This is a genomic window from Paracoccaceae bacterium (assembly GCA_019454225.1).
Lineage (GTDB): Bacteria > Pseudomonadota > Alphaproteobacteria > Rhodobacterales > Rhodobacteraceae.
This window is the reverse complement of sequence record CP075370.1, coordinates 3,202,104-3,221,458: the sequence shown is the minus strand read 5'-3', so window position 1 is coordinate 3,221,458 and position 19,355 is coordinate 3,202,104. Positions and strand designations below refer to the sequence as shown.

Below are 19,355 nucleotides of genomic sequence, written 5' to 3'. Positions count from 1 at the left end.
ATTCTTTTGCTTGGTCAAACTGTCGCTACGCAAACCTGTCACAGCCGCGCGATCCGCTCGTTCAGCAGGGCAAAGAACCCCGGTGCGTCGATGCCGCCCATGAACAGCGCGTTCGCGTGGCGCCGCGTGACGCCCCACCAGTCCGCCACCGTCATTCCCAGCGTCAGCTCCGAGGTGGTCTCGATCTCGACATTGATGTGGCGGCCGGTGAAAAGGCCGGGGCGTATCAGATACGCGATCACCGTGGGATCATGCAGGGGGGCACCCTGGCTGCCGTATTTCGCGACGTCGAAGCGTTCGAAGAAATCCGTCCACTCGGCGACCATCCGGCCGGGCTCGCTGCCCAGGCCGCGCATCCCCTCGACCCATTCGCGCGAGGTCAGCGCCTTGTGCGTCACGTCCAGCGGCATGACGACCAGCGGCACGCCGGACCGGAACACGATATCGGCCGCCTCGGGGTCGACGAAGATGTTGAACTCGGCGGCGGGGGTGATGTTTCCAACCTCGAAATAGGCCCCGCCCATCAGCACGACCTGCTGCACCCGGCCGACGATGTCGGGCGCCCGCCGGAAGGCCGTGGCGATGTTCGTCAGCGGTCCGAGGGGGCAGAGGGTGACGGTGCCGGACGGGTGTTCGCGCAGCGTGCGGATGATGAAGTCCACGCCATGTTCAGGCTGAAGCGGCATCGTCGGGTCGGGCAGTTGCGGGCCGTCGAGGCCGGTCTTGCCATGCACATGCTCGGCGGTGACAAGCTTGCGCTTCAGCGGCGCGTCGCAGCCGGCATGGACCGGAATGTCCCTGCGCCCCGCGAGTTCGCAGATGATCCGGGCATTCCGCGCGGTCAGGCGCAGCGGCACGTTGCCGGCCACGGCGACCACGCCCAGGACATCGACCTCGGCCGGACTGGCGAGCGCCAGCAGGATCGCCACGGCGTCATCCTGCCCCGGGTCGGTGTCGATGATGATCTTGCGCGGCGCCATGTGATGCACTCCCTGCCCGGCGGCAGAAAAGCCGAAGGGCCGGGCGTTGTCCACCCGGCCCCTCTTGCGCTGCCTGTGCGGGATGTGCCCGCCCGCTGCCTCAGCTGTCGAAGGCGATTTCTTCCATGATCTTCAGCGCGACGGGGCGCTGCCTGGCGACCTCGGTCAGGCCGAGGGTGTCAGCGGTGAAGTCCCCCCAGCTCTTGACCAGGTCCGACCGTTCGACCCCCGGCTTGACCGGGAATTCGTGGTTGGTTTCGGCATATATCTTCTGCGCCGTGTCGCCGGACAGCCATTCCATGAACTTCAGCGCCTCGTCCTTGTTCGGCGCGGCCTTGGTCATGGCGACGCCCGAGACGTTCAGGTGGGTGCCGCCGTTGGCGAAGGTCGGGAACACGATGCGAACCGAGTTGGCCCATTCGGTCTGTTCGGCATCGGCCAGCATCTGGCCCATGTAGTAGGTGTTGCCGATGGCGATGTCGCATTCGCCCGCCCAGATCGCCTTGACCTGATCGCGGTCGCCACCGGCGGGCTTGCGGGCCAGATTGGACTTCAGTCCCTCGGCCCAGGCCTTCGCGGCCTCTTCGCCGTGATGGGCCACGACCGCGCCCAGCAGCGCCACGTTGTAGTCATTGGTGCCCGACCGGGTGCAGATGCGGCCCTTCCACTTGGCGTCGGCCAGATCCTCGTAGGTTGTCACCTCGCCGTCGGCCACCCGCTCCTTGTGGGCATAGACGATGCGCGCACGCGCCGTCAGGCCGAACCACTGGTCGCCCTCGTCGCGCAGCTCCGCGGGGATGTTCGCCTCCAGCACGTCCGACTGCACGGGCTGGATGACGCCCGCATCGACCACCTGCATCAGCCGCGCGATGTCGACCGTCAGCACCAGGTCCGCCGGGCTGCGGTCGCCTTCGGCCACCAGACGCTCGGCCATGCCCTTGTCGACGAAGGCGACGTTGACCTTGACGCCGGTCTCCGCGGTGAAGGCATCGACCAGCGGCTGGATCAGTTCGGGCTGGCGGTGCGAGTAGACGTTGATCTCTTGCGCAACTGCCGGAAGGGCGGTGCTGCCAAGCGCGACGGCGAGCAGGGGAAGACGCAGGTTCATTCGCTGACCTCTTTTGTCGGAAATTCTGGCGCCCTTAAACCTGAGTCTTTTGCTTCGGTCAATGCCTGAGTGAAGACATCGGAAAATGCCTGCGCGATCGGAAATCAGCGTGGGCGGTCCGTGCCCCCGGCGCTATCCTTGCCGTTCCTCGGCCTTGGCGCGGTCCCATAGCGCGTCCATCTCGGTCAGGTCGCTGTGTTCCGGGCGCCGCCCGTCCTCGGCCAGCCAGTCCTCGATCCGGCGAAATCGGCGGGTGAACTTGGCGTTCGCCGCGCGCAGCGCCGCCTCGGGATCAACCTTCAGGTGGCGCGCAAGGTTCGCCATGACGAACAGAAGGTCGCCGAATTCCTCGGCAATCTCGGACTCGTCCAGATGCTCCCGTGCCTCGACCAGTTCGCGGGCTTCCTCGGCAATCTTGTCGACGACCTCGGCTGTCGATGGCCAGTCGAACCCGACGCGCGCCGCGCGGTTCTGCAGCTTGACCGCCCGGGTCAGCGCGGGCAGTCCCATGGCGACCCCGTCAAGCGTGCGCGCCGCACCCCGCTCGGCCGCCTTCAGGGCCTCCCAGTCGGCGGTCTGCTGGTCGGGCGTCTTGTCGCGGCTGTCGCTGCCGAAGACATGCGGATGGCGCGTCACCATCTTATCCGCGATCGACTGCACCACATCCGCAAAGCCGAACAGGCCCCGGTCCCGTGCGATCTGCGCATGGAAGACCACCTGCAGCAGCAGGTCGCCCAGTTCCCCCGGCAGTTCGTCCCAGGCCTGCCGGTCGATGGCGTCGGCCACCTCATGCGCCTCCTCGATCGTGTAGGGGGCGATGGTCGCGAAGTCCTGCACAAGGTCCCAGGGGCAGCCCCGTGCGGGGTCGCGCAGGCGGGCCATGATCGCCAGCAGCCGCTCGGTGCGGCCGCCGCCGTTCCGGATCAGTTCATCGTCCTGCATGCCCGCCCCCGCCTTGACCCCGCCTGTCTAGCGGCAGGGGCCGGACGGCGGAAGGCGGGTTGCGGCTATTTCGACTTGGTGAATTTCAGCACCGGCCCGTGACCGCTGGTGTCGAGGTCGCTGTTCACCTTCTTCATCCGCTTGTCCAGCTTGCCACCGTCGAAAGCGGCCTTGAACTGCTTCACCCAGTCGGCCGTCGCCGCCTTGACGGCGGCCTTCTTGTCCTTGCCGGTGCCCTTGCCCGCGATCTCGCCGATCTCCTTGGCCACAGCCTCGGCCTCGGCCTTGGTGGCCGCGACATGTTCGTCCTCGTGGTCCCGCACCCCCTTGACGAAGGTGGCCCAGGCCTTCTTGTCCTCGTCACTCAGGTCCTTGTCGTCGGTCAGCTCGGGCATCTGGATCACCGGTGACACCTTGATCTCGCCGCCCTTCGCGGTGACGATCCAGGCCTCGCCATCCTTGACCTTGGCCTTGGTGTCCTGCTCCTCGTCGAACTTGTAGCTGTTGGGGGTGTCGACGGGCGCCGTCGTGTAACCGGCGCGGGCCTTGCCGCCGTCCTTTGGACCCTTCTTCTGGATATCGTTCCAGATTTCCTCAAGCGTCTTTCCCGACACCTTGTAGGGCGTGACTTTCGGGGTATCGACCTTCACCGTAAGCTTGCTGGCCATGGTTCCTGCGTTCCTCTGCAATCGATTGACTCAATGGCCGACCATACCACGGGCCGGTGCATGCGGACAGTCCGTTGCCTTTGCCTGCCTGCGCATGGCATGACCTCGGGCAGAGGAGACCATCCATGCCCGTCCTGAACCGCATCGCCGCGATGACCGACACGATGACCGCCTGGCGGCGGCATCTGCACGCCCATCCCGAACTGAAGTTTTCCTGTCACGGCACCGCCGCCTTCATCGCCGAGCGGCTGCGCGAGATCGGCGTGGACGAGTTGCATCAGGGCATCGCCGAAAGCGGGATCGTGGCGATCATCGAGGGCCAGGGACCGGGCCAGACCATCGGGCTGCGTGCCGACATGGATGCGCTGCCGATCCCCGAGGCGACGGGGGCCGCCCATGCGTCGACCGTGCCGGGGGCGATGCATGCCTGCGGCCATGACGGGCACGTCACGATGCTGCTGGGCGCCGCCGCGTACCTGGCCGAAACGCGCCGCTTCTCGGGCCGCGTCGCGCTGATCTTCCAGCCCGCCGAGGAGGACGGCGGCGGCGGCGAGGTCATGGTGCGCGAGGGCATCATGGACCGCTTCTGCATCGACCGGGTGTTCGGTATCCACAACGCGCCCAACGTGCCCTTCGGCCAGTTCCTGACGACGCCCGGGCCGCTGATGGCCTCGGTCGATACCGCGACCGTGCGGGTTACCGGCAAGGGCGGGCACGGTGCCACGCCGCATGAATGCGTCGATCCGGTGGTGGCGGTGGTGGCCATGGTGCAGGCCATGCAGACGATCATCCCGCGCAACGTCCACGCGCTTGAGGAAGCGGTGATCTCGGTTACCCAGATCCACGCGGGCACGGCCAGCAACATCATCCCGGAAACCGCATGGTTCTGCGCGACGATCCGCGCCTTCTCGCCCGATGTCCGGGCGCTGCTGAAACGCCGGGTGCAGGAGATTGTCGCCGGACATGCCGCGGCCTTCGGCGTCACCGCCGATCTGGACTATGACTGGGGCTATCCCGCCACGGTGAACGATGCGGCCGAGGCCGATTTCGCCGCCGCCGCTGCCGCCGATGTGGTGGGCGAGGCGCAGGTAAACGCCAGCGCCCCGCGCGAGATGGGGTCCGAGGATTTCAGCTACATGCTCGAAGCGCGGCCGGGCGCCTATCTGTTCCTCGGCACCGGGCCGGGGGCGGGGCTGCACCATCCGGCCTATGACTTCAACGACGAGGCCGCCCCGATCGGTGCCTCGTTCTTTGCCCGTCTGGTGGAACGGGCCCAGCCGCCCGCCTGAGGGCCGGGCTGGCGTTCAGGCCGCAGCCGGCGGCGGCATCCGCAGCATCAGCAGAAGCCCCGACCCGGCCAGCGCCGCCACCCCCGCCGCCAGCGGCACGAGCGTGCCGTCAAAGGCCAGGCCCAGCGGAATGGCCAGGGCCGCGCCCGCGACTGTGGCGATCGCGCCCACCGCCGATGCCGCCATGCCCGCGATGTGGCCCACCGGTTCCAGCGCCAGCGCGGTCAGGTTGCCCATCGTCATGCCCGCCATGAAGAACACCCCGATGGTCCAGGCCAGATAGACCGGAAAGGCAAGGCCCGGTGGCCAGGTGCCCGCATGCGCGCCGACCGCCATCGCGAAGGACACGACCGCCTGCACCGCAAGCGTGACCGTCACCAGCCGCCGCATCCCCAGCCGCACCACAAGCACCGCGTTCAACAGGCTGGAGGTGCCCGCCACAAGGGCGATCAGCGCGAACCACAGAGGAAACTCGGCCGCCCGACCGAAGGTCACATCGAAGATCTGCTGGGTCGACGACAGCGTTGCGAACAACGCGCCGAAGCACAGCGCCTGCACCGCGATGGCGAGCACGATCACCCGGCGCGACATGACCTCGACCAGCGCGGCACGCAGCGGGCCTGCGGCCAGGGGACGGCGGCGTTCGGACGGCAGGGTCTCGGGCTGGCGTAACTGCAGCCACAGCATCGAGATCAGCGAGAACACCAGGAAGGCCGCGAAGATGCCGCGCCAGCCGGTCCCCGCCATGATCCAGGAACCGACGAGCGGGGCAACGGCGGGCACCAGCGTGAAGACCATCATGGCAAAGCTGACCACCCGCGCCATCTGCCGCCCCTGATAGAGATCGCGCACCATGGCCAGCGACACCACGCGCGGCCCCGCTGCGCCCAGGCCCTGCACCAGACGTGCCACCAGAACGGTTTCCAGCGACGGCGCCGCCCAGGCCGCCGCCGCGCCCAGGCAATACAGCGCCGCCCCCGCCACCATCATCGGCTTGCGTCCGAAACTGTCCGACAGCGGCCCGGCAAAGAACGTGCCGATTCCCATGCCCAGCACGAAGCTTGTGATGATCAGTTGCGCACGGTTCGGCGCGGCCGGTGTCAGTTCGGCCGCGATCTGCGGCAGGGCGGGCAGCATGGCATCGATGGAAAAGGCGATGGTCGCGAACAGCATCGCGATCAGGGCCACGAATTCGGTCTGGCCAAGCGGGCGTTGCGGCGCGGTCATCGGTGTCTCCTTCTGCGGCGGCGGGCTATCACGCGCGCCGCGCCGGTGCCAGAGTTGCCCGGCCGGACCGCCCCAAGGGTCAGAAAACCGTCAAAACGGAGGATCTGGTGCCAGCGCGCGCCGCCCGCGCGTCAGGTCGGCGGGTTGGCCTGCGCGGCAAGTTCGTCGATGACCTGCTGCCAGAATGCGACCGGTTGCGCCCCCGACACCACATATTGCCGCGCGATCAGGAAAGTCGGCACCGCGCTGACACCGCGGCGCCGCGCGTCGGCATCGCGCGCGGCAATGTCGTCGGCATCCGCGTCGCTGGCCAGAAGTCGCGTCACCACGGTGGCATCCATGCCCGCCTCGCCCGCGATGGCGGCCAGTGTCGCGGCGTCGCCGATGTCGCGGCCTTCGCGGAAATAGGCGCGGAACAGCGCGGCCGCGATGGCTGTCTGCCGCCCTTCCAGACCCGCCCAGTGGATCAGGCGGTGCGCGTCCAGCGTGTTCGGCGTGCGCTCCATCCGTTCGAAGTCGATGGGCACGCCCGCCGCCTCGGCCGCCTGCGCGACGCGGGCATAGATCTGGACGGCGCGGTCCCGGCCACCGAACTTCGCCTCAAGATAGGCGCGGCGGTCGGTGCCTTCCTTCGGCATGTCGGGGTTCAGCTGGAACGGATGCCATTCCACCGCGAAGGGATGGTCCGGGCGCGATTCCAGGGCGCGGTCAAGGTTCGCCTTGCCGATCATGCACCAGGGGCAGACCGGATCGGAAAAGATATCCAGCCGCACGCGGGTGGCATCGGGAAGCGTGGCGGGGGTCATGGCGCGGGGTCCTTCAGCAGGTCACGCACGGCACGGCGGTTCAGCTTGCCGTTCGCGGTGCGGGGCAGGGCGGGAAGATGACGAAAAAGGCGCGGCTGCTTGTAGCGCGCCAGACGTTGGGCAAGGTGGGTTTCCAGCGCCGTCTCGTCAAGCGGGGCGAGCCCGGAATAGGCCAGCGCGATCACGCTGACACCGGGGCGCACGGCATGTTCCACCGCCGCCGCCTCTGCCAGCCCCGGAAACCCCGCCGCCGCCGTCTCGACCTCCAGCGGCGACACGCGGAACCCGCCCGCGTTCATCATGTCGTCGTCGCGCCCCAGATAGGCGATGGCGCCATCGGGCTGCATGGCCACCCGGTCACCTGTCACGAACCATGTGTCGCGAAACCGCGCGGCCGTGGCGGCAGCATCACCCAGGTATCCCATGAACAGGCCGGGGTCCCGCCGGTCGATGGCCAGCACGCCGGGCTGGCCCACCGGCACCGGCATCCCGGCATCGTCAAGCACGGCAACACGCCGGCCGGGCTGGGGAAAGCCCGCGTGGCCCTCGGGCGCGGGCCGCGCCGGGCTGCCGGACACGAAGGTCGAGATCTCTGACATTCCCAGCGCCTCGTGGATGTCCGTCCCCGTGGCCGCCCGCCATTCCGCGCGCAGGTCGGGCGACAGGCTTTCGCCCGCCGCAAGGGCGTGGCGCAGGCGCGGCAGCGCGGGAAGACCTGCCCGCAGCATCGGCCGGAACACCCCGGGCGCCGCCGCAAAGATCGTGGCATCATGGCGTTTCAGCAGCAGCGGCAGTTGCGCGGGCTCGGTTCCCGGCAGGGGGATCAGCGCCGTTGCCCCCGCTGCCCAGGGGTCCATCAGGCCGGTGCCCAGTGTGTAGGTCCAGTTGAACGCGCCCGCATGCATCAGCCGGTCGCCCTGTCCCAGCCCCTCCCAACCGTCGCGCATCATGGTCCGGGCGATGATCGCGCGATGCGCGTGCATCACCGCCGACGGGCGCCCCGAGGTGCCCGAGGTGAAGACGATATAGGCCAGCCGGTCCGGCGGCCCCATCGCCCAGTCGCAGGGTGCGCGGTCCTCGGCGCCGCGCAGGGCGTCGGAGGCCAGCACCGGACAGGGCACGACGCCTGGCACCGCCACCCCCGGCCCCGCCACGATCAGGCGGGGGCCGATCACCGGAACCAGCTTTTCCACCTCGGCCGCCGTCAGTTGGGCCGAGGTGGGCACCGGCACCAGCCCGGCCGCGATCGCCCCCAGAAAGACCACCGGAAAATCGGGCGTATTGCCCAGCCGCATCAGCACCCGGTCGCCCGGAGCCAGCCCCTGCGCCAGCAGCGCCGCGCCGCAGCCGCGCACCGCCGCCACGAGGCGCGCATAGCTCCAGCGTTCGGCGCGCTGCGGGCCGACCAGCTGCAGCGCCGACCGTTCGGGGTGCGCGGTGGCCCCGGCCAGCACATGTGCGGCCAGGTTCATTGCGGCGGGCAGGGCGGGCGGGGCGCCTTCGGCGTGGATCGACAGCATGGCTCGCAGGGCTAGACCCCCGGCGCGCGCGGCGCAAGCCACCCGTCAGCCCGCCGCCACGATCACCCGGGGCGCAGTCCGCCGCCGACGCGCCACCATGCGACGGCCCGCCGCGTCACAACGCCCGCTGAACCGTCCGTGCGGCACCAGAGATATCTTCGCCCACCCCTGCCACGGTGTTGCAGCCCGCCAGTGCAACCAGGGCTGCCACCATCATCCAACGCATCGCCGTCATTCCTGAACCCACCAGACCTCGGGCTGGAACCCGATCCAGTCACCGTAGATCGGCAAACGATCCGGAAAACGCAACCGCCTGTGATGCGCGATCCGGCCGGTATCCGAGAACCATATCGGGATCACATAGCGCCCGGCCGTCAGCACCCGGTCCAGCGCGCGGGTCGCCGCCACGAAGTCCTCGCTGCCGGTGGCCGAAAGCAGCGTGTCGATCATCGCGTCGGCGGCGGGTTCGTCCACCCCCATCCAGTTGCGTGTGCCGGGTTCCCGGCCGGCGCGCGACGACCAGTAGAGCTTTTGCTCGGTTCCGGGCGACAACGACAGCGACCGCACGTAATGCGTCATGTCGAAGTCATAGGCATTGGTCCGCTGGACATATTGCGCGCTGTCCACGCTGGTCACCCGCACCTGCATCCCCAGCCGTTTCAGCGCCTCGATGTAGATGTTGGCAATGGCGATCATCTCGTCCTGCCCGTTCTGCAGCAGGATCTCGAAGCCAAAGGGCTCACCGCCGGCATTCCTCAGCAGCCCGTCCGGTCCGGTGGTCCAGCCTGCCTCTTCCAGCAGGGCGGTCGCCGCCCGGATGCCGCGCCTGTTGGCCTCGGACCCATCCGAAACGGGCAGCGCATAGCCCTCCAGCGTGCCGGGCGGCAGTTCGGTGGCGAACGGGGCCAGCAGTTCGGCCTCTCGCCCCTGCGCGGGCTGCCCGACCGCCATGCCGAGGACCGAGTTCGAGAAATAGCTCTGGATGCGCGGCTGCACGCCGCCGGTCAGGGTCAGGTTGATCAGTTCGAAGTTGAACGCCTCGATCATCGCCTGCCGCACACGCCAGTCGGCAAAGAACGGCTTGCGCGTGTTCATCGCCAGCCCCTCGATCCCCGAGGGGCGGCGATGCGGGATCAACGACTTCACCACTTCGCCCGATCTCACCCGGTCAAAGTCGTAGCGGTTGTCCCAGCGGGCCGCGTTGGTCTCGCGGTAGCTGTCGACAACGCCCGCCTTGAAGGCCTCGAACACCACCCCGCCATCGCCGAAATAGTCGATGCGGATCTCGGCGATGTTGTGCTGGCCACGGTAGAACGGCAGACCCGCGCCCCACCAGTCATCGCGCTTCTCGAAGACGATGAAGCGGCCGGGCTCGAACGACTTTACCCGGTAGGGACCGGACCCCACCGGTGCCACCAGCCCCGACTCGGCGAAATCCCGTCCCGCCCACTGCGCCTTCTGCAGGATCGGGCGCAGTCCGATGATCAGCGGAAGCTCGCGGTTGTCGGTACTGAAGGTGAAGCGCACGCTGCGCGGTCCTGTCGCCTCGGCTTTCTCCACCGCTTCCCAGGCGGCGGCGAAGCGTGGTGCGCCCTTGGTGCCCAGAATTTCCATCGACCACAGAACATCTTCCACGGTCACAGGGCTGCCGTCAGCGAATCGGGCCTCCTGCCGCAGGGTGAATTCCACCCAGTTCCGTGCCTCGTCGGTCTCGACCGATTCGGCCAGCAGCCCGTAAAGCGTGAAGGGTTCGTCGTAACTGCGCCCCAGCAGCGTCTCGACGGTGAACTGGGTCACGCTGGCGGGCGCGCGGCCCTTCACGATGAAGGGGTTGAGCGAGTCGAACCCCCCCGCTTCCGCGAACACGACCCGCCCGCCCTTCGGCGCATCGGGGTTCACATGCGGCAGCGACACAAAATCCGGTGGGAGCGCGGGCTCGCCATACATAGCGATGCCGTGCCGGGGCTCTGCCCGGGCGGGAATCACCCCCGCAAACAGCCCCAGCGCCACCAGTGCGCCGACCGCGCCCCAACGACCTCTGCCAGCGAAAAACTGCCTTGCCGCCATGTCCAAGATCCCTGCGCTGCCTGTTTTTCTTGGCCCCGACCCTAAGGCGCGTCCCAAGCAGTTTCAAACTTTTAACTTGGCCCGGGCCGCAGACGGGGCTATAAGAAGGGCACTGCTCGATAGGTTTCTTGCCTGTATGAAACCTGCCTCAACACTTAACGCCGGCTTCGCGCCGGCGTTTTTTTTGGCGCCGCGTCATCCCCGTTGACGGTTTCCTTTGCGGTCGCGGCATGGCACGTTGCCGCAAATGCAGCATCGGGGGTGGAACATGAGCCTGAGGGGCAAGCGCGCGGTCGTCACCGGATCGAATTCCGGCATTGGTCTTGGCATCGCGCGGGAACTGGCGCGGGCCGGTGCGGATGTGGTGGTCAACTCCTTCACCGACCGGGCCGAGGATCACGCGCTGGCGGCCGACATGGCGGCCGAATTCGGTGTATCTGTCACCTACATCCCCGCCGACATGGCGAATGGTGATGCCTGCCGCGCCCTCGTCGAGAGGGCGGGCGGCTGCGACATCCTGGTGAACAACGCGGGCATCCAGCATGTCGCCGCGATCGACGAATTCCCCGTGGCGAAATGGGATGCGATCATCGCGATCAACCTGTCCTCGGCCTTTCACACGACGGCCGCCGCCCTGCCCGGGATGAAGGCGCGCGGCTGGGGTCGCATCGTCAACATCGCCTCGGCCCACGGCCTGACCGCCAGCCCCTTCAAGTCGGCCTATATCGCGGCCAAGCACGGGGTGGTCGGGCTGACCAAGACCACCGCGCTTGAGGTGGCGGGGCAGGGCATCACCGCCAACGCCATCTGTCCGGGCTACGTGCTGACGCCGCTGGTCGAGGCGCAGATTCCCGACCAGATGAAGGTTCACGGCATGGACCGCGATACCGTGATCCGCGAGGTCATGCTGACCCGCCAGCCGTCCCGCCAGTTCGCCACCACCGAACAGATCGGCGGCACGACCGTGTTCCTGTGCTCGCCCGCCGCCGACCAGATCACCGGCACCACGATCAGCGTGGATGGCGGATGGACCGCGCTTTGATGGCGGCGGCGGGTTGCGCGCGGTGACGGCCGTCCGCATCACCCTGGCCCTGCAGGGCGGTGGCGCGCACGGCGCCTTCACCTGGGGCGTGCTCGACCGCCTGCTGGAAGAGGACGGGATCGAGATCGCGGGTATCTCCGGCACCTCTGCCGGTGCCCTGAACGGGGCCGCGCTCAAGGCCGGGATGATCGAGGGTGGCCGTGCGGGTGCGCGTGCCAGTCTCGATGCGCTCTGGCGGCAGGTGGCCCGGGTGGGCGACCTGCGGATGTCGTCGTGGCTGCGGCCCGCCTTTCCCTTCGCCGCCGCCGTGACCGAGGCGTGGGAGGCGATGGTGCCGGTCTCGCCCCAGGGGATCGCGGCGCAGGTGTTCTCGCCCTACAACCTTGGCCCGGCATGGAGGAACCCGCTGGAACCCGTGGTGCGGCGGCTCGATTTCTCCAAGGTCTGTGCCGACACCGGCCCCGCCTTCTACGTCTCGGCCACCAACGTCCGGACCGGCAAGATCCGCGTCTTCGAGGGTCAGGAGATCACGGCACAGGCCCTGATGGCCTCGGCCTGCATCCCCACAGTGTTCCAGGCGGTCGAGATCGACGGAGAGGCCTATTGGGATGGCGGCTATGCCGGCAATCCCGCGCTGTTCCCGCTCTATGCCCCCGCGCTTCCCGACGACATGGTGATCGTGCAGGTCAATCCGCTGCGGCGCGAGGATGTGCCCCAGACCCCGGCCGAGATCCAGAACCGCATCAACGAGATTTCCTTCAACGCACCGCTGCTGCGCGACCTGCGCGCCATCGCGTTCGTCAAGCGCCTGCTGGCGCAGGGCGTCATCTCGCCGGGGGCGATGAAGGACGTGCGCGTCCACATGATCGCCGATGACGCGCTGATGCAGTCGATGACCGCCGCCACCAAGCTGCTGCCCTCGCCCTGGTTCCTGTTCCGGCTGAAACGCGCGGGCCGCGCCGCGGCCACTGCCTTTCTGCGCGACCATGGCGCCAGTCTGGGGCGGCAGGGGTCCGTCGACCTCGCGGCGCTCTACAACTGACGCGCCGGGCTATTCCGCTGCCTGCGCGGGCGGCCGGGGCACCACCGAGACCTCGCCCTTGCCGTTCGGATAGACCAGCCCCGCCGAGATGATCAGCTTGGCGGCATCCTCGATCTTCATGTCCAGGATGCGCACGTCGCGTGCCGGCACGAACAGCAGGAAACCCGAGGTCGGGTTCGGCGTGGTCGGCAGGAACACCGACAGGATGTCCTCGCCCGGGGGGAACTTGGCCGCGATCTCGCCCTTCGCCCTGGTCGAGATGAAGCCGATTGCCCAGATACCCTCCTTGGGATACTCCACCAGGCAGGCCTGCTCGAACTTCTGATCGCCCTGGCTGAACACCGTTTCCGCGATCTGCTTCAGCCCGTTGTAGACCGACCGGACGATCGGCAGACGGTCCACCGTGCGCTCGGTCCAGTGCAGGAACGACCGACCGATGATCCCCTTGGCGATCCACCCGACGAATACGGTGAACACGAGGAACACCAGCACGCCCACGCCGCGCACGTTGAGCCAGGTCTCCTCGCCGAACCAGTAGCGGATCAGCGTGTCGGGCCGGTAGGCGGTGGGGATGAACGGCAGCACCCAGCCGTCGATCCAGCCGGTCACCACATAGATCAGGTAGATCGTCAGCCCGATCGGGATGATGACGATCAGCCCGGTCAGGAAACTGCTGCGCAGGCTGGCCAAGACACCCGGGCGCCGCCGCGGGGCAGAATGGGGCTGTTCGGTCATGGGACACTCCGTTGGCCGGAACTTAAGGCGTGGCGCCGCCGTTCTCAATGGCCCATTGCGCCGGGCGCCCTAGACCGGCCCGGAAACCGTGCGAACCGCCTGTGGTTTCGGCAGACCGGCCAGCGCGACCGCGATTTCCGCGGCCAGCCGGGCGTTGGCCAGCACCAGCGCCATGTTCGACGCAAGCGACCGCCCCGCCGTCGCCCGGAACACCGCATCCAGCAGGAACGGCGTCACCGCCTTGCCGCCGATTCCCGCGGCCGTGGCCTCGGCCAGCGCCGCCTCGATCGCCGGGCCGATCACGCCCGGCGCGATCTCGTCGGTCTCGGGGATCGGGTTCGCCACAAGTTGTCCGCCCGGCAGGCCCAGACGCCCCCGCATCCGGTGCGCCGCCGCGATGGCCGCGGCGCTGTCCATCCGCAGCGGTGCGCGCAGCCCGCTCGACCGGGACCAGAAGGCGGGGAAATCGTCCTGCCCGTAGGCGATCACCGGCACGCCCAGGGTTTCCAGAACCTCCAGCGTCTTGGGCAGGTCGAGAATGGCCTTCGCCCCCGCGGCGACCACCGTGACCGCCGTTTCCGCCAGTTCCCGCAGGTCGGCGGAAATGTCGAACGTGGTTTCCGCCCCCCGGTGAACCCCGCCGATGCCGCCCGTCGCAAAGACCTCGATTCCCGCCAGCCGGGCGCAGATCATCGTGGCGGCCACCGTCGTGGCCCCTGTGCGCCCCGTCGCCAGGCAGGCCGCAAGGTCGGCCCGGCTCAGCTTCATCGCATCCGGCGTGCGGGCAAGCGCGTCCAGCTCCGCCTCGCTCAGACCGGCATGGATGCGCCCGCCCATCACCGCGATGGTGGCCGGCACGGCGCCCGCCTGCCGCACCGCCGCCTCGACCGCGCGGGCGGTTTCGGCATTCTGCGGCCAGGGCATGCCATGGGTGATGATGGTGGATTCCAGCGCCACCACCGGCGCGCCGTCGCGCAGGGCACGGGCCACCTCGGGCGTCAGGTTCAGCGGTGCGGTCATGTGCCGATCTCTCCCGATACATAGTCTGCGGCGGCCCGCAGCGCGCGGGCCAGCGCCGCCTCGCGCCCCGCGCTGCGCCGCTCGGCCACCACATGCGCGGCCATGAAGGTGTCGCCCGCCCCGGTCACCCGCGTCACCATCACCGACGGGGGCGTCCCCTCGACCACGCCCGCCGCGCGCATGCCGTCGGCGCAGCTGCGCCCGCCATCGGTGACGATCACCCGTGCCGCCCCCCGTGCCAGCAGCCCGCGGGCCGCTGCGGCGGCGGAGTCGTAGCGCTCCTTCGCCAGCAGCCCGGCTTCCTCCAGGTTGACATACAGCGTCGCGCGCGGATGCGTCAGCAGGGGCAGCAGCCGTTCCGCCTTGCCGGGCGATGCCGGGGCCACCCGAAGGTCGGCCGCCGCGAACAGCGGCGACCCCGCGACCTCGGACAGCAGTGCCTCTGTCAGGTTTCCGTCCAGCGCGATCACCCCCGCGTAGGGTGCCGCCGCCGACCCAAGCCGTCCGTCCGACAGCGGGCGCAGGATCTTGTCTCCTGCCGCTTCCAGCGAATGCGCGTCGGCGATCGCGGCGATCAGCCCGTTCGCACCCTCGACCGCCATGTAACGGTCGGTCGGCAGGTCGTCGGACCGGTAGACGTGATCGGTGACCAGCCCCATCCGCGCTGCCGCCGCGACCAGTTCGTCGCCCTCGGCATCGCGCCCGATGGCGCTCAGCAAGGCCGGAACCTCGCCGAACCGGCGCAATGTCATCGCGATGTTCATCGCCACCCCGCCCGGCAGCCGGGTGATGCGCCCTGGCACGTCCGAACCCACGCGCATCGCGGCGGGGGCACGACCGATGGTGTCCCAGAGGACCGATCCGATGCAGAGAACGGCGGGCAGCGTCATGCCTCCGTCATGGCAAGGCCGCGCCTCCGCTGCAAGCCGTCCTGTCGCCGCGATGGCCGTCAGGCCGCCGTCACGAGGCCTTGCAATAGCTCTGCTGGCTGACCCAGGCGGCCATGTCGCTGCGCTTGGATGCCTTGCGGAACGGCGCCCAGTCGCGCCCCAGCCCCAGGGTGCCGCGCGGACCCGCCACATGGCCGTCCTTGGCCACCTTGTCGGCCATGATCTCGACCGCGCATTCCAGGTTCGCCGTGCCATCCTTCAGCGCCGCCGGGGTGCGCGCCTCGCAGCGGTAAAGCCGCGCCGTCGACGGTGCGATCTGCGTCAGCCCGATCCAGCGCCCGCCGCCGCCGCTGGCGCGCGGGTTCCAGGTGCTTTCGTGCTTGGCCAGCGCCGACAGCATCGCCACCCAGAAGGCGCGGCGTTCCGGAAGGCTGGCACTGGAATAGCCGGGGCACCAGGTTTCGATGTCATGGGGAACGCGCATCGCAAGCGCGTCGTCCTCTTCTGCCACGGCCATCAGCGTGCGCGCGGTCCAGTCGGTCGCCTCATCGCGGTGATCCCAGCGCATCGCGGGGCGGAACTGCATCATTCCGGCATCGGGGGCCGCAAGGCAGCCCGACAGCACAAGGGCCAGCATCGTGGCAAGGAAAGGTCGGCGGGTCATCCATCCGTCATCGGTTGCACCGCACCCGTCTGTGCGGCACGGCGTTCCTGCGCGGGGCCATGCACCGCATGCAACCCGCGTGCGGTCGCAGGGGGCGCGCATGGGCGCCTTTCCGCCGCCCCCGCCCTTGCCCCTGCGCGCCCCCTTGCCTAAACACGGGTGAAAATCCGGAGTTGCCGATGCTCGACCTCACCTTCGAGACCCCGAAACCCAAGGTCATCGCCGGGGCCACCGGCGACTGGGAACTGGTGATCGGCATGGAGATCCACGCCCAGGTCGCCTCGAACGCCAAGCTGTTCTCGGGCGCCTCGACCGCGTTCGGCGCCGAACCCAACGCGAACGTGGCCTTTGTCGATGCCGCGATGCCGGGGATGCTGCCGGTCATCAACGAGTTCTGCATCGAACAGGCGGTGCGCACCGGGCTCGGGCTGAAGGCCGCGATCAACCTGCGCTCGGCCTTCGACCGCAAGAACTATTTCTATCCCGACCTGCCACAGGGGTATCAGATCAGCCAGCTCTACCATCCCATCGTGGGCGAGGGCGAGGTGACGGTCTGGCTGGGGGCGGGCGTGGCCCGCCGGGTGCGGATCGAGCGCATCCATCTGGAACAGGATGCGGGCAAGTCGATCCACGACATGGACCCGGCGATGTCCTTCGTCGATTTCAACCGCACCGGCGTGGCGCTGATGGAGATCGTCAGCCGCCCCGACATCCGGGGTCCCGAGGAGGCGGCGTCCTATGTGGCCAAGCTGCGCCAGATCCTGCGCTATCTCGGCACCTGCGACGGCAACATGCAGAACGGCAACCTGCGGGCGGACGTGAACGTGTCGGTCTGCCGGCCCGGGCAATACGAGAAGTACCAGGCGACGCAGGACTTCGCCCATCTCGGCACGCGCTGCGAGATCAAGAACATGAACTCGATGCGGTTCATCCAGCAGGCCATCGAGTACGAGGCGCGGCGGCAGATCGCGATCATCGAGGATGGCGGCAGCGTCACGCAGGAAACCCGGCTCTACGATCCCGACCGCAACGAGACGCGGTCGATGCGGTCGAAGGAAGAGGCGCATGACTACCGCTATTTCCCCTGTCCCGACCTCCTGCCGCTGGAGATCGGGCAGGACTGGGTGGACCACATCGCGGCCACCATGCCGGAACTGCCCGACGCGCGGCGGGCGCGCTACATGGCGGATTACGGGCTGACCGACTATGACGCCGGGGTGCTGACGGCGGAGCTGGACACGGCCGCCTATTTCGAGGCGGTGGCGGCGGGGCGCGACGGCAAGCTGGCGGCGAACTGGGTGATCAACGAGCTGTTCGGGCGGCTGAACCGGCAGGGCCTGGGCATCGAGGACAGCCCGCTGTCGGCGGCGCAGCTGGGCGGCCTGCTGGACCTGCTGGTTTCGGGCGAGATCACCGGCAAGATGGCCAAGGACCTGTTCGAGATCCTGTGGACCGAGGGCGGCGATCCGGCCGAGATCGCCGCCGCCCGGGGCATGAAGGCCGTGACCGACACCGGCGCGATCGAACGGGCGCTGGACGACCTGATCGCGGCGAACCCGGCGCAGGTCGAGAAGGCGCGGGTGAATGCCAAGCTGGCGGGGTGGTTCACCGGGCAGGTCCTGAAGGCCACGGGGGGCAAGGCCGACCCGGCGGTGGTGAACCGGATGGTGGCGGCCAAGCTGGGGCTGTGAGGGGCGTCCCACGATGGGACATTTTCCCGGGCCAATGATATCAACGGCTTGACCCTTCGGGATTCATCCTTTGTTAGGGATTGCCGCGCCGTCCGGTCAGAGGTCGAGGCTGCCCTGTGCCCCCCGGGTTTCCTCGCGCGCGGCGCGCCTGAAGGCGTCGTCGCGGCGGGCGGGAAGCTGCACCGCGCGTTCGCGCAGGGCCATCGCCTGTTCGACGGTGACGATCTGCAACCGGGGGACGGGGGCGAAGCCGGGTTCTTCGTGCAGGCCCGCCGATGCGGCCTCGGTTATCATGGGTTTGGTGGGTTCGGTGAGGGTCAGGAACACGCCGACCCCCGCGCGTTCGCGTTCGATCACGCCTTTCAGGTCGCGGATCATGCTGACGCGAGGTTGCTGCGCAAATTGTTGACGCTGCAAATCTCCTGACGTCGGCGCCCAGATTGTCTGCTCTATTCAGGCGACACCACTTCAAAACGAATTGTGCTTTCGTTGTTAGCAGGAAAATTTTTTGCTATAGAGCGCCCACGAACCACTCCTGCCACAAAGTACCTGAATACATCCGGGTTCTTCCAAGGGCGAGTACTCGCGCCAGATGTCCTATTTCCGCCTTCGCTAATCATTCTTTCTGAGAAGCGAACAAGTCCCTTAGAGATTGTATCTATGTTTATGCCGATCCACTCACCGACTGATTCAATTCGATATTGTTCAACATAGTTGAGCGCAGCCATTTTCCTCAAGAACTGGCGGCAAGCCGTATTGACGGCCTTGGAATCGTTCTTTGACAGCGTATAAAGAAATATTCTGTCAGATTTCTTGAACATAACGAAACGATCAACGAGTCTGCTGAGGTCGGGTTCACTGAAGTCATCGTTGCCAGTCATCGTGCAGCGTTCCCGTTAGGCAAAGGGGATCTCATGTCATCAATCAAATCAAGCGAAATCCGACAATTCATGTTCCGAGCAAAAATGCGAGCGACATTTCTGATCTGCTCAATCTTAGGCCTCCGATCCTCCGAGCCATGAAACCTACCGGATCGGGCATTAAGAGTCCATGCGAGTTCATTCTCGACGTCGGTAGATTCATCAAGATACAGTTCGCCAGCAATTCTGGCTGTACCGTGCGCGACAATACACGGATGCCCAAGTTTCTTTTCAGAGGAAAGCATTGGATCCATGCCGCGTCTGATTGGAATTCCGCGCGGTACTGGTCTTTCGTTGATCTGCGCGATCTCTTCAATCGCAATTCTTATTTTCCCATCCTCACCCATCCCCCAAATAAAGTTGAGTGTCTGGGCAGCAGCTCTGAATGGTTGGGCTAGCGCGAGTTCGCGAAATTCCGCCATGGCCTTTCCTACACCCGCGTCGAAGAAACAAAGGGACAAGGGTTCGTGCCCAGTCTCCCAGTCATTGGTGGACTCCGCACTTCGCGGCAGGCCATATAGTTCGTCGAGGTCTCCGGGGATGAACAAACCATCAGATTCGGGCATTTTTGAGTCCACACGGTGCACTGTCGCACAAATTCTGTCAGATGTTGACCCTAATGTGTCAAGGCATCTCCTGCGGCATGGCTTCGTACTTCATCTATGACTCTTGCCCAGCAGAATCACGAGGTAGCGACTTGCAGTGCGTTGACAGCGCATATTGCCGTTGCCGGTCGGCTGAAGT

The 19,355-nt window shown here is 67.5% G+C and carries 19 protein-coding genes; 4 read left to right on the top strand and 15 right to left on the bottom strand.

Features of this window, described 5'->3' with window-relative positions:
- Positions 1 to 38: 38 nt before the first annotated feature.
- The 4 genes from KF887_15295 to KF887_15280 all read right to left on the bottom strand — a co-directional run bounded on the left by KF887_15295 (position 39) and on the right by KF887_15280 (position 3,698).
- Positions 39 to 980 (bottom strand): nucleoside hydrolase, encoded by a 942-nt coding sequence (locus KF887_15295; protein ID QYK43602.1) that lies wholly within the window; start codon positions 978 to 980, stop codon positions 39 to 41.
- Between the two features lie 100 nt (positions 981 to 1,080).
- On the bottom strand, positions 1,081 to 2,088 hold the full coding sequence (locus KF887_15290; protein QYK40757.1) for a Fe(3+) ABC transporter substrate-binding protein: 1,008 nt from the start codon (positions 2,086 to 2,088) through the stop codon (positions 1,081 to 1,083).
- 132 nt (positions 2,089 to 2,220) lie between these two features.
- Positions 2,221 to 3,030, bottom strand: a complete 810-nt coding sequence (gene mazG / locus KF887_15285) for a nucleoside triphosphate pyrophosphohydrolase (protein ID QYK40756.1) — start codon at positions 3,028 to 3,030, stop codon at positions 2,221 to 2,223.
- Positions 3,031 to 3,095: 65 nt separating this feature from the next.
- A complete protein-coding gene (locus KF887_15280) occupies positions 3,096 to 3,698 on the bottom strand; it encodes a DUF922 domain-containing protein (GenBank protein QYK40755.1) in 603 nt (200 codons plus the stop codon).
- 125 nt (positions 3,699 to 3,823) lie between these two features.
- On the opposite strand from KF887_15280, the gene KF887_15275 reads away from it, so the two are divergent.
- Positions 3,824 to 4,987: an amidohydrolase gene (locus KF887_15275; protein ID QYK40754.1), complete on the top strand. Its 1,164-nt coding sequence runs from the start codon at positions 3,824 to 3,826 to the stop codon at positions 4,985 to 4,987.
- A gap of 15 nt (positions 4,988 to 5,002) precedes the next feature.
- Here KF887_15275 and KF887_15270 read toward each other — a convergent pair whose 3' ends face one another.
- From KF887_15270 to KF887_15255, 4 genes are all read right to left on the bottom strand, one after another.
- Positions 5,003 to 6,214 (bottom strand): multidrug effflux MFS transporter, encoded by a 1,212-nt coding sequence (locus KF887_15270; GenBank protein QYK40753.1) that lies wholly within the window; start codon positions 6,212 to 6,214, stop codon positions 5,003 to 5,005.
- A gap of 131 nt (positions 6,215 to 6,345) precedes the next feature.
- The gene (locus KF887_15265) at positions 6,346 to 7,020 is read right to left on the bottom strand and encodes a DsbA family oxidoreductase (GenBank protein ID QYK40752.1); all 675 of its coding nucleotides are present in this window, start codon (positions 7,018 to 7,020) and stop codon (positions 6,346 to 6,348) included.
- Positions 7,017 to 8,540, bottom strand: coding sequence for an acyl--CoA ligase (locus tag KF887_15260; GenBank protein ID QYK40751.1), 1,524 nt, complete (start codon positions 8,538 to 8,540; stop codon positions 7,017 to 7,019). The genes KF887_15265 and KF887_15260 overlap by 4 nt, the downstream gene beginning before the upstream one ends.
- A gap of 231 nt (positions 8,541 to 8,771) precedes the next feature.
- Positions 8,772 to 10,487 carry an ABC transporter substrate-binding protein gene (locus tag KF887_15255; protein ID QYK40750.1) on the bottom strand — a complete coding sequence of 572 codons (1,716 nt, stop codon included), beginning with the start codon at positions 10,485 to 10,487 and terminating at the stop codon, positions 8,772 to 8,774.
- A 388-nt stretch (positions 10,488 to 10,875) separates the two neighbouring features.
- On the opposite strand from KF887_15255, the gene KF887_15250 reads away from it, so the two are divergent.
- Together KF887_15250 and KF887_15245 are read left to right on the top strand one after the other, a co-directional pair.
- Positions 10,876 to 11,649 (top strand): 3-hydroxybutyrate dehydrogenase, encoded by a 774-nt coding sequence (locus KF887_15250; protein ID QYK40749.1) that lies wholly within the window; start codon positions 10,876 to 10,878, stop codon positions 11,647 to 11,649.
- Positions 11,627 to 12,691 (top strand): patatin-like phospholipase family protein, encoded by a 1,065-nt coding sequence (locus KF887_15245; protein ID QYK40748.1) that lies wholly within the window; start codon positions 11,627 to 11,629, stop codon positions 12,689 to 12,691. The genes KF887_15250 and KF887_15245 overlap by 23 nt, the downstream gene beginning before the upstream one ends.
- 9 nt (positions 12,692 to 12,700) lie before the next feature.
- On the opposite strand, the gene KF887_15240 is transcribed toward KF887_15245, so the two are convergent.
- From KF887_15240 to KF887_15225, 4 genes are all read right to left on the bottom strand, one after another.
- A complete protein-coding gene (locus KF887_15240; GenBank protein ID QYK40747.1) occupies positions 12,701 to 13,426 on the bottom strand; it encodes a DUF502 domain-containing protein in 726 nt (241 codons plus the stop codon).
- Between the two features lie 69 nt (positions 13,427 to 13,495).
- Positions 13,496 to 14,446 (bottom strand): pseudouridine-5'-phosphate glycosidase, encoded by a 951-nt coding sequence (locus tag KF887_15235; protein ID QYK40746.1) that lies wholly within the window; start codon positions 14,444 to 14,446, stop codon positions 13,496 to 13,498.
- Positions 14,443 to 15,336, bottom strand: coding sequence for a kinase (locus KF887_15230; GenBank protein QYK40745.1), 894 nt, complete (start codon positions 15,334 to 15,336; stop codon positions 14,443 to 14,445). The genes KF887_15235 and KF887_15230 overlap by 4 nt, the downstream gene beginning before the upstream one ends.
- Before the next feature lie 70 nt (positions 15,337 to 15,406).
- Positions 15,407 to 16,000 (bottom strand): transglycosylase SLT domain-containing protein, encoded by a 594-nt coding sequence (locus KF887_15225; GenBank protein QYK40744.1) that lies wholly within the window; start codon positions 15,998 to 16,000, stop codon positions 15,407 to 15,409.
- Positions 16,001 to 16,179: 179 nt separating this feature from the next.
- Between KF887_15225 and gatB the strand changes: the two genes are divergently transcribed.
- Positions 16,180 to 17,691 carry an Asp-tRNA(Asn)/Glu-tRNA(Gln) amidotransferase subunit GatB gene (gatB, locus tag KF887_15220; protein QYK40743.1) on the top strand — a complete coding sequence of 504 codons (1,512 nt, stop codon included), beginning with the start codon at positions 16,180 to 16,182 and terminating at the stop codon, positions 17,689 to 17,691.
- 96 nt (positions 17,692 to 17,787) lie between these two features.
- On the opposite strand, the gene KF887_15215 is transcribed toward gatB, so the two are convergent.
- The 3 genes from KF887_15215 to KF887_15205 form a co-directional block, all read right to left on the bottom strand.
- Positions 17,788 to 18,069: a hypothetical protein gene (locus KF887_15215; protein QYK40742.1), complete on the bottom strand. Its 282-nt coding sequence runs from the start codon at positions 18,067 to 18,069 to the stop codon at positions 17,788 to 17,790.
- Positions 18,070 to 18,140: 71 nt separating this feature from the next.
- Positions 18,141 to 18,572 (bottom strand): hypothetical protein, encoded by a 432-nt coding sequence (locus KF887_15210; GenBank protein QYK40741.1) that lies wholly within the window; start codon positions 18,570 to 18,572, stop codon positions 18,141 to 18,143.
- Entirely contained in the window at positions 18,569 to 19,177 is a 609-nt protein-coding gene (locus KF887_15205) for a hypothetical protein (GenBank protein QYK40740.1), read from the bottom strand. Before KF887_15205 ends, KF887_15210 begins: the two co-directional genes overlap by 4 nt.
- Between the last annotated feature and the right edge of the window lie 178 nt (positions 19,178 to 19,355).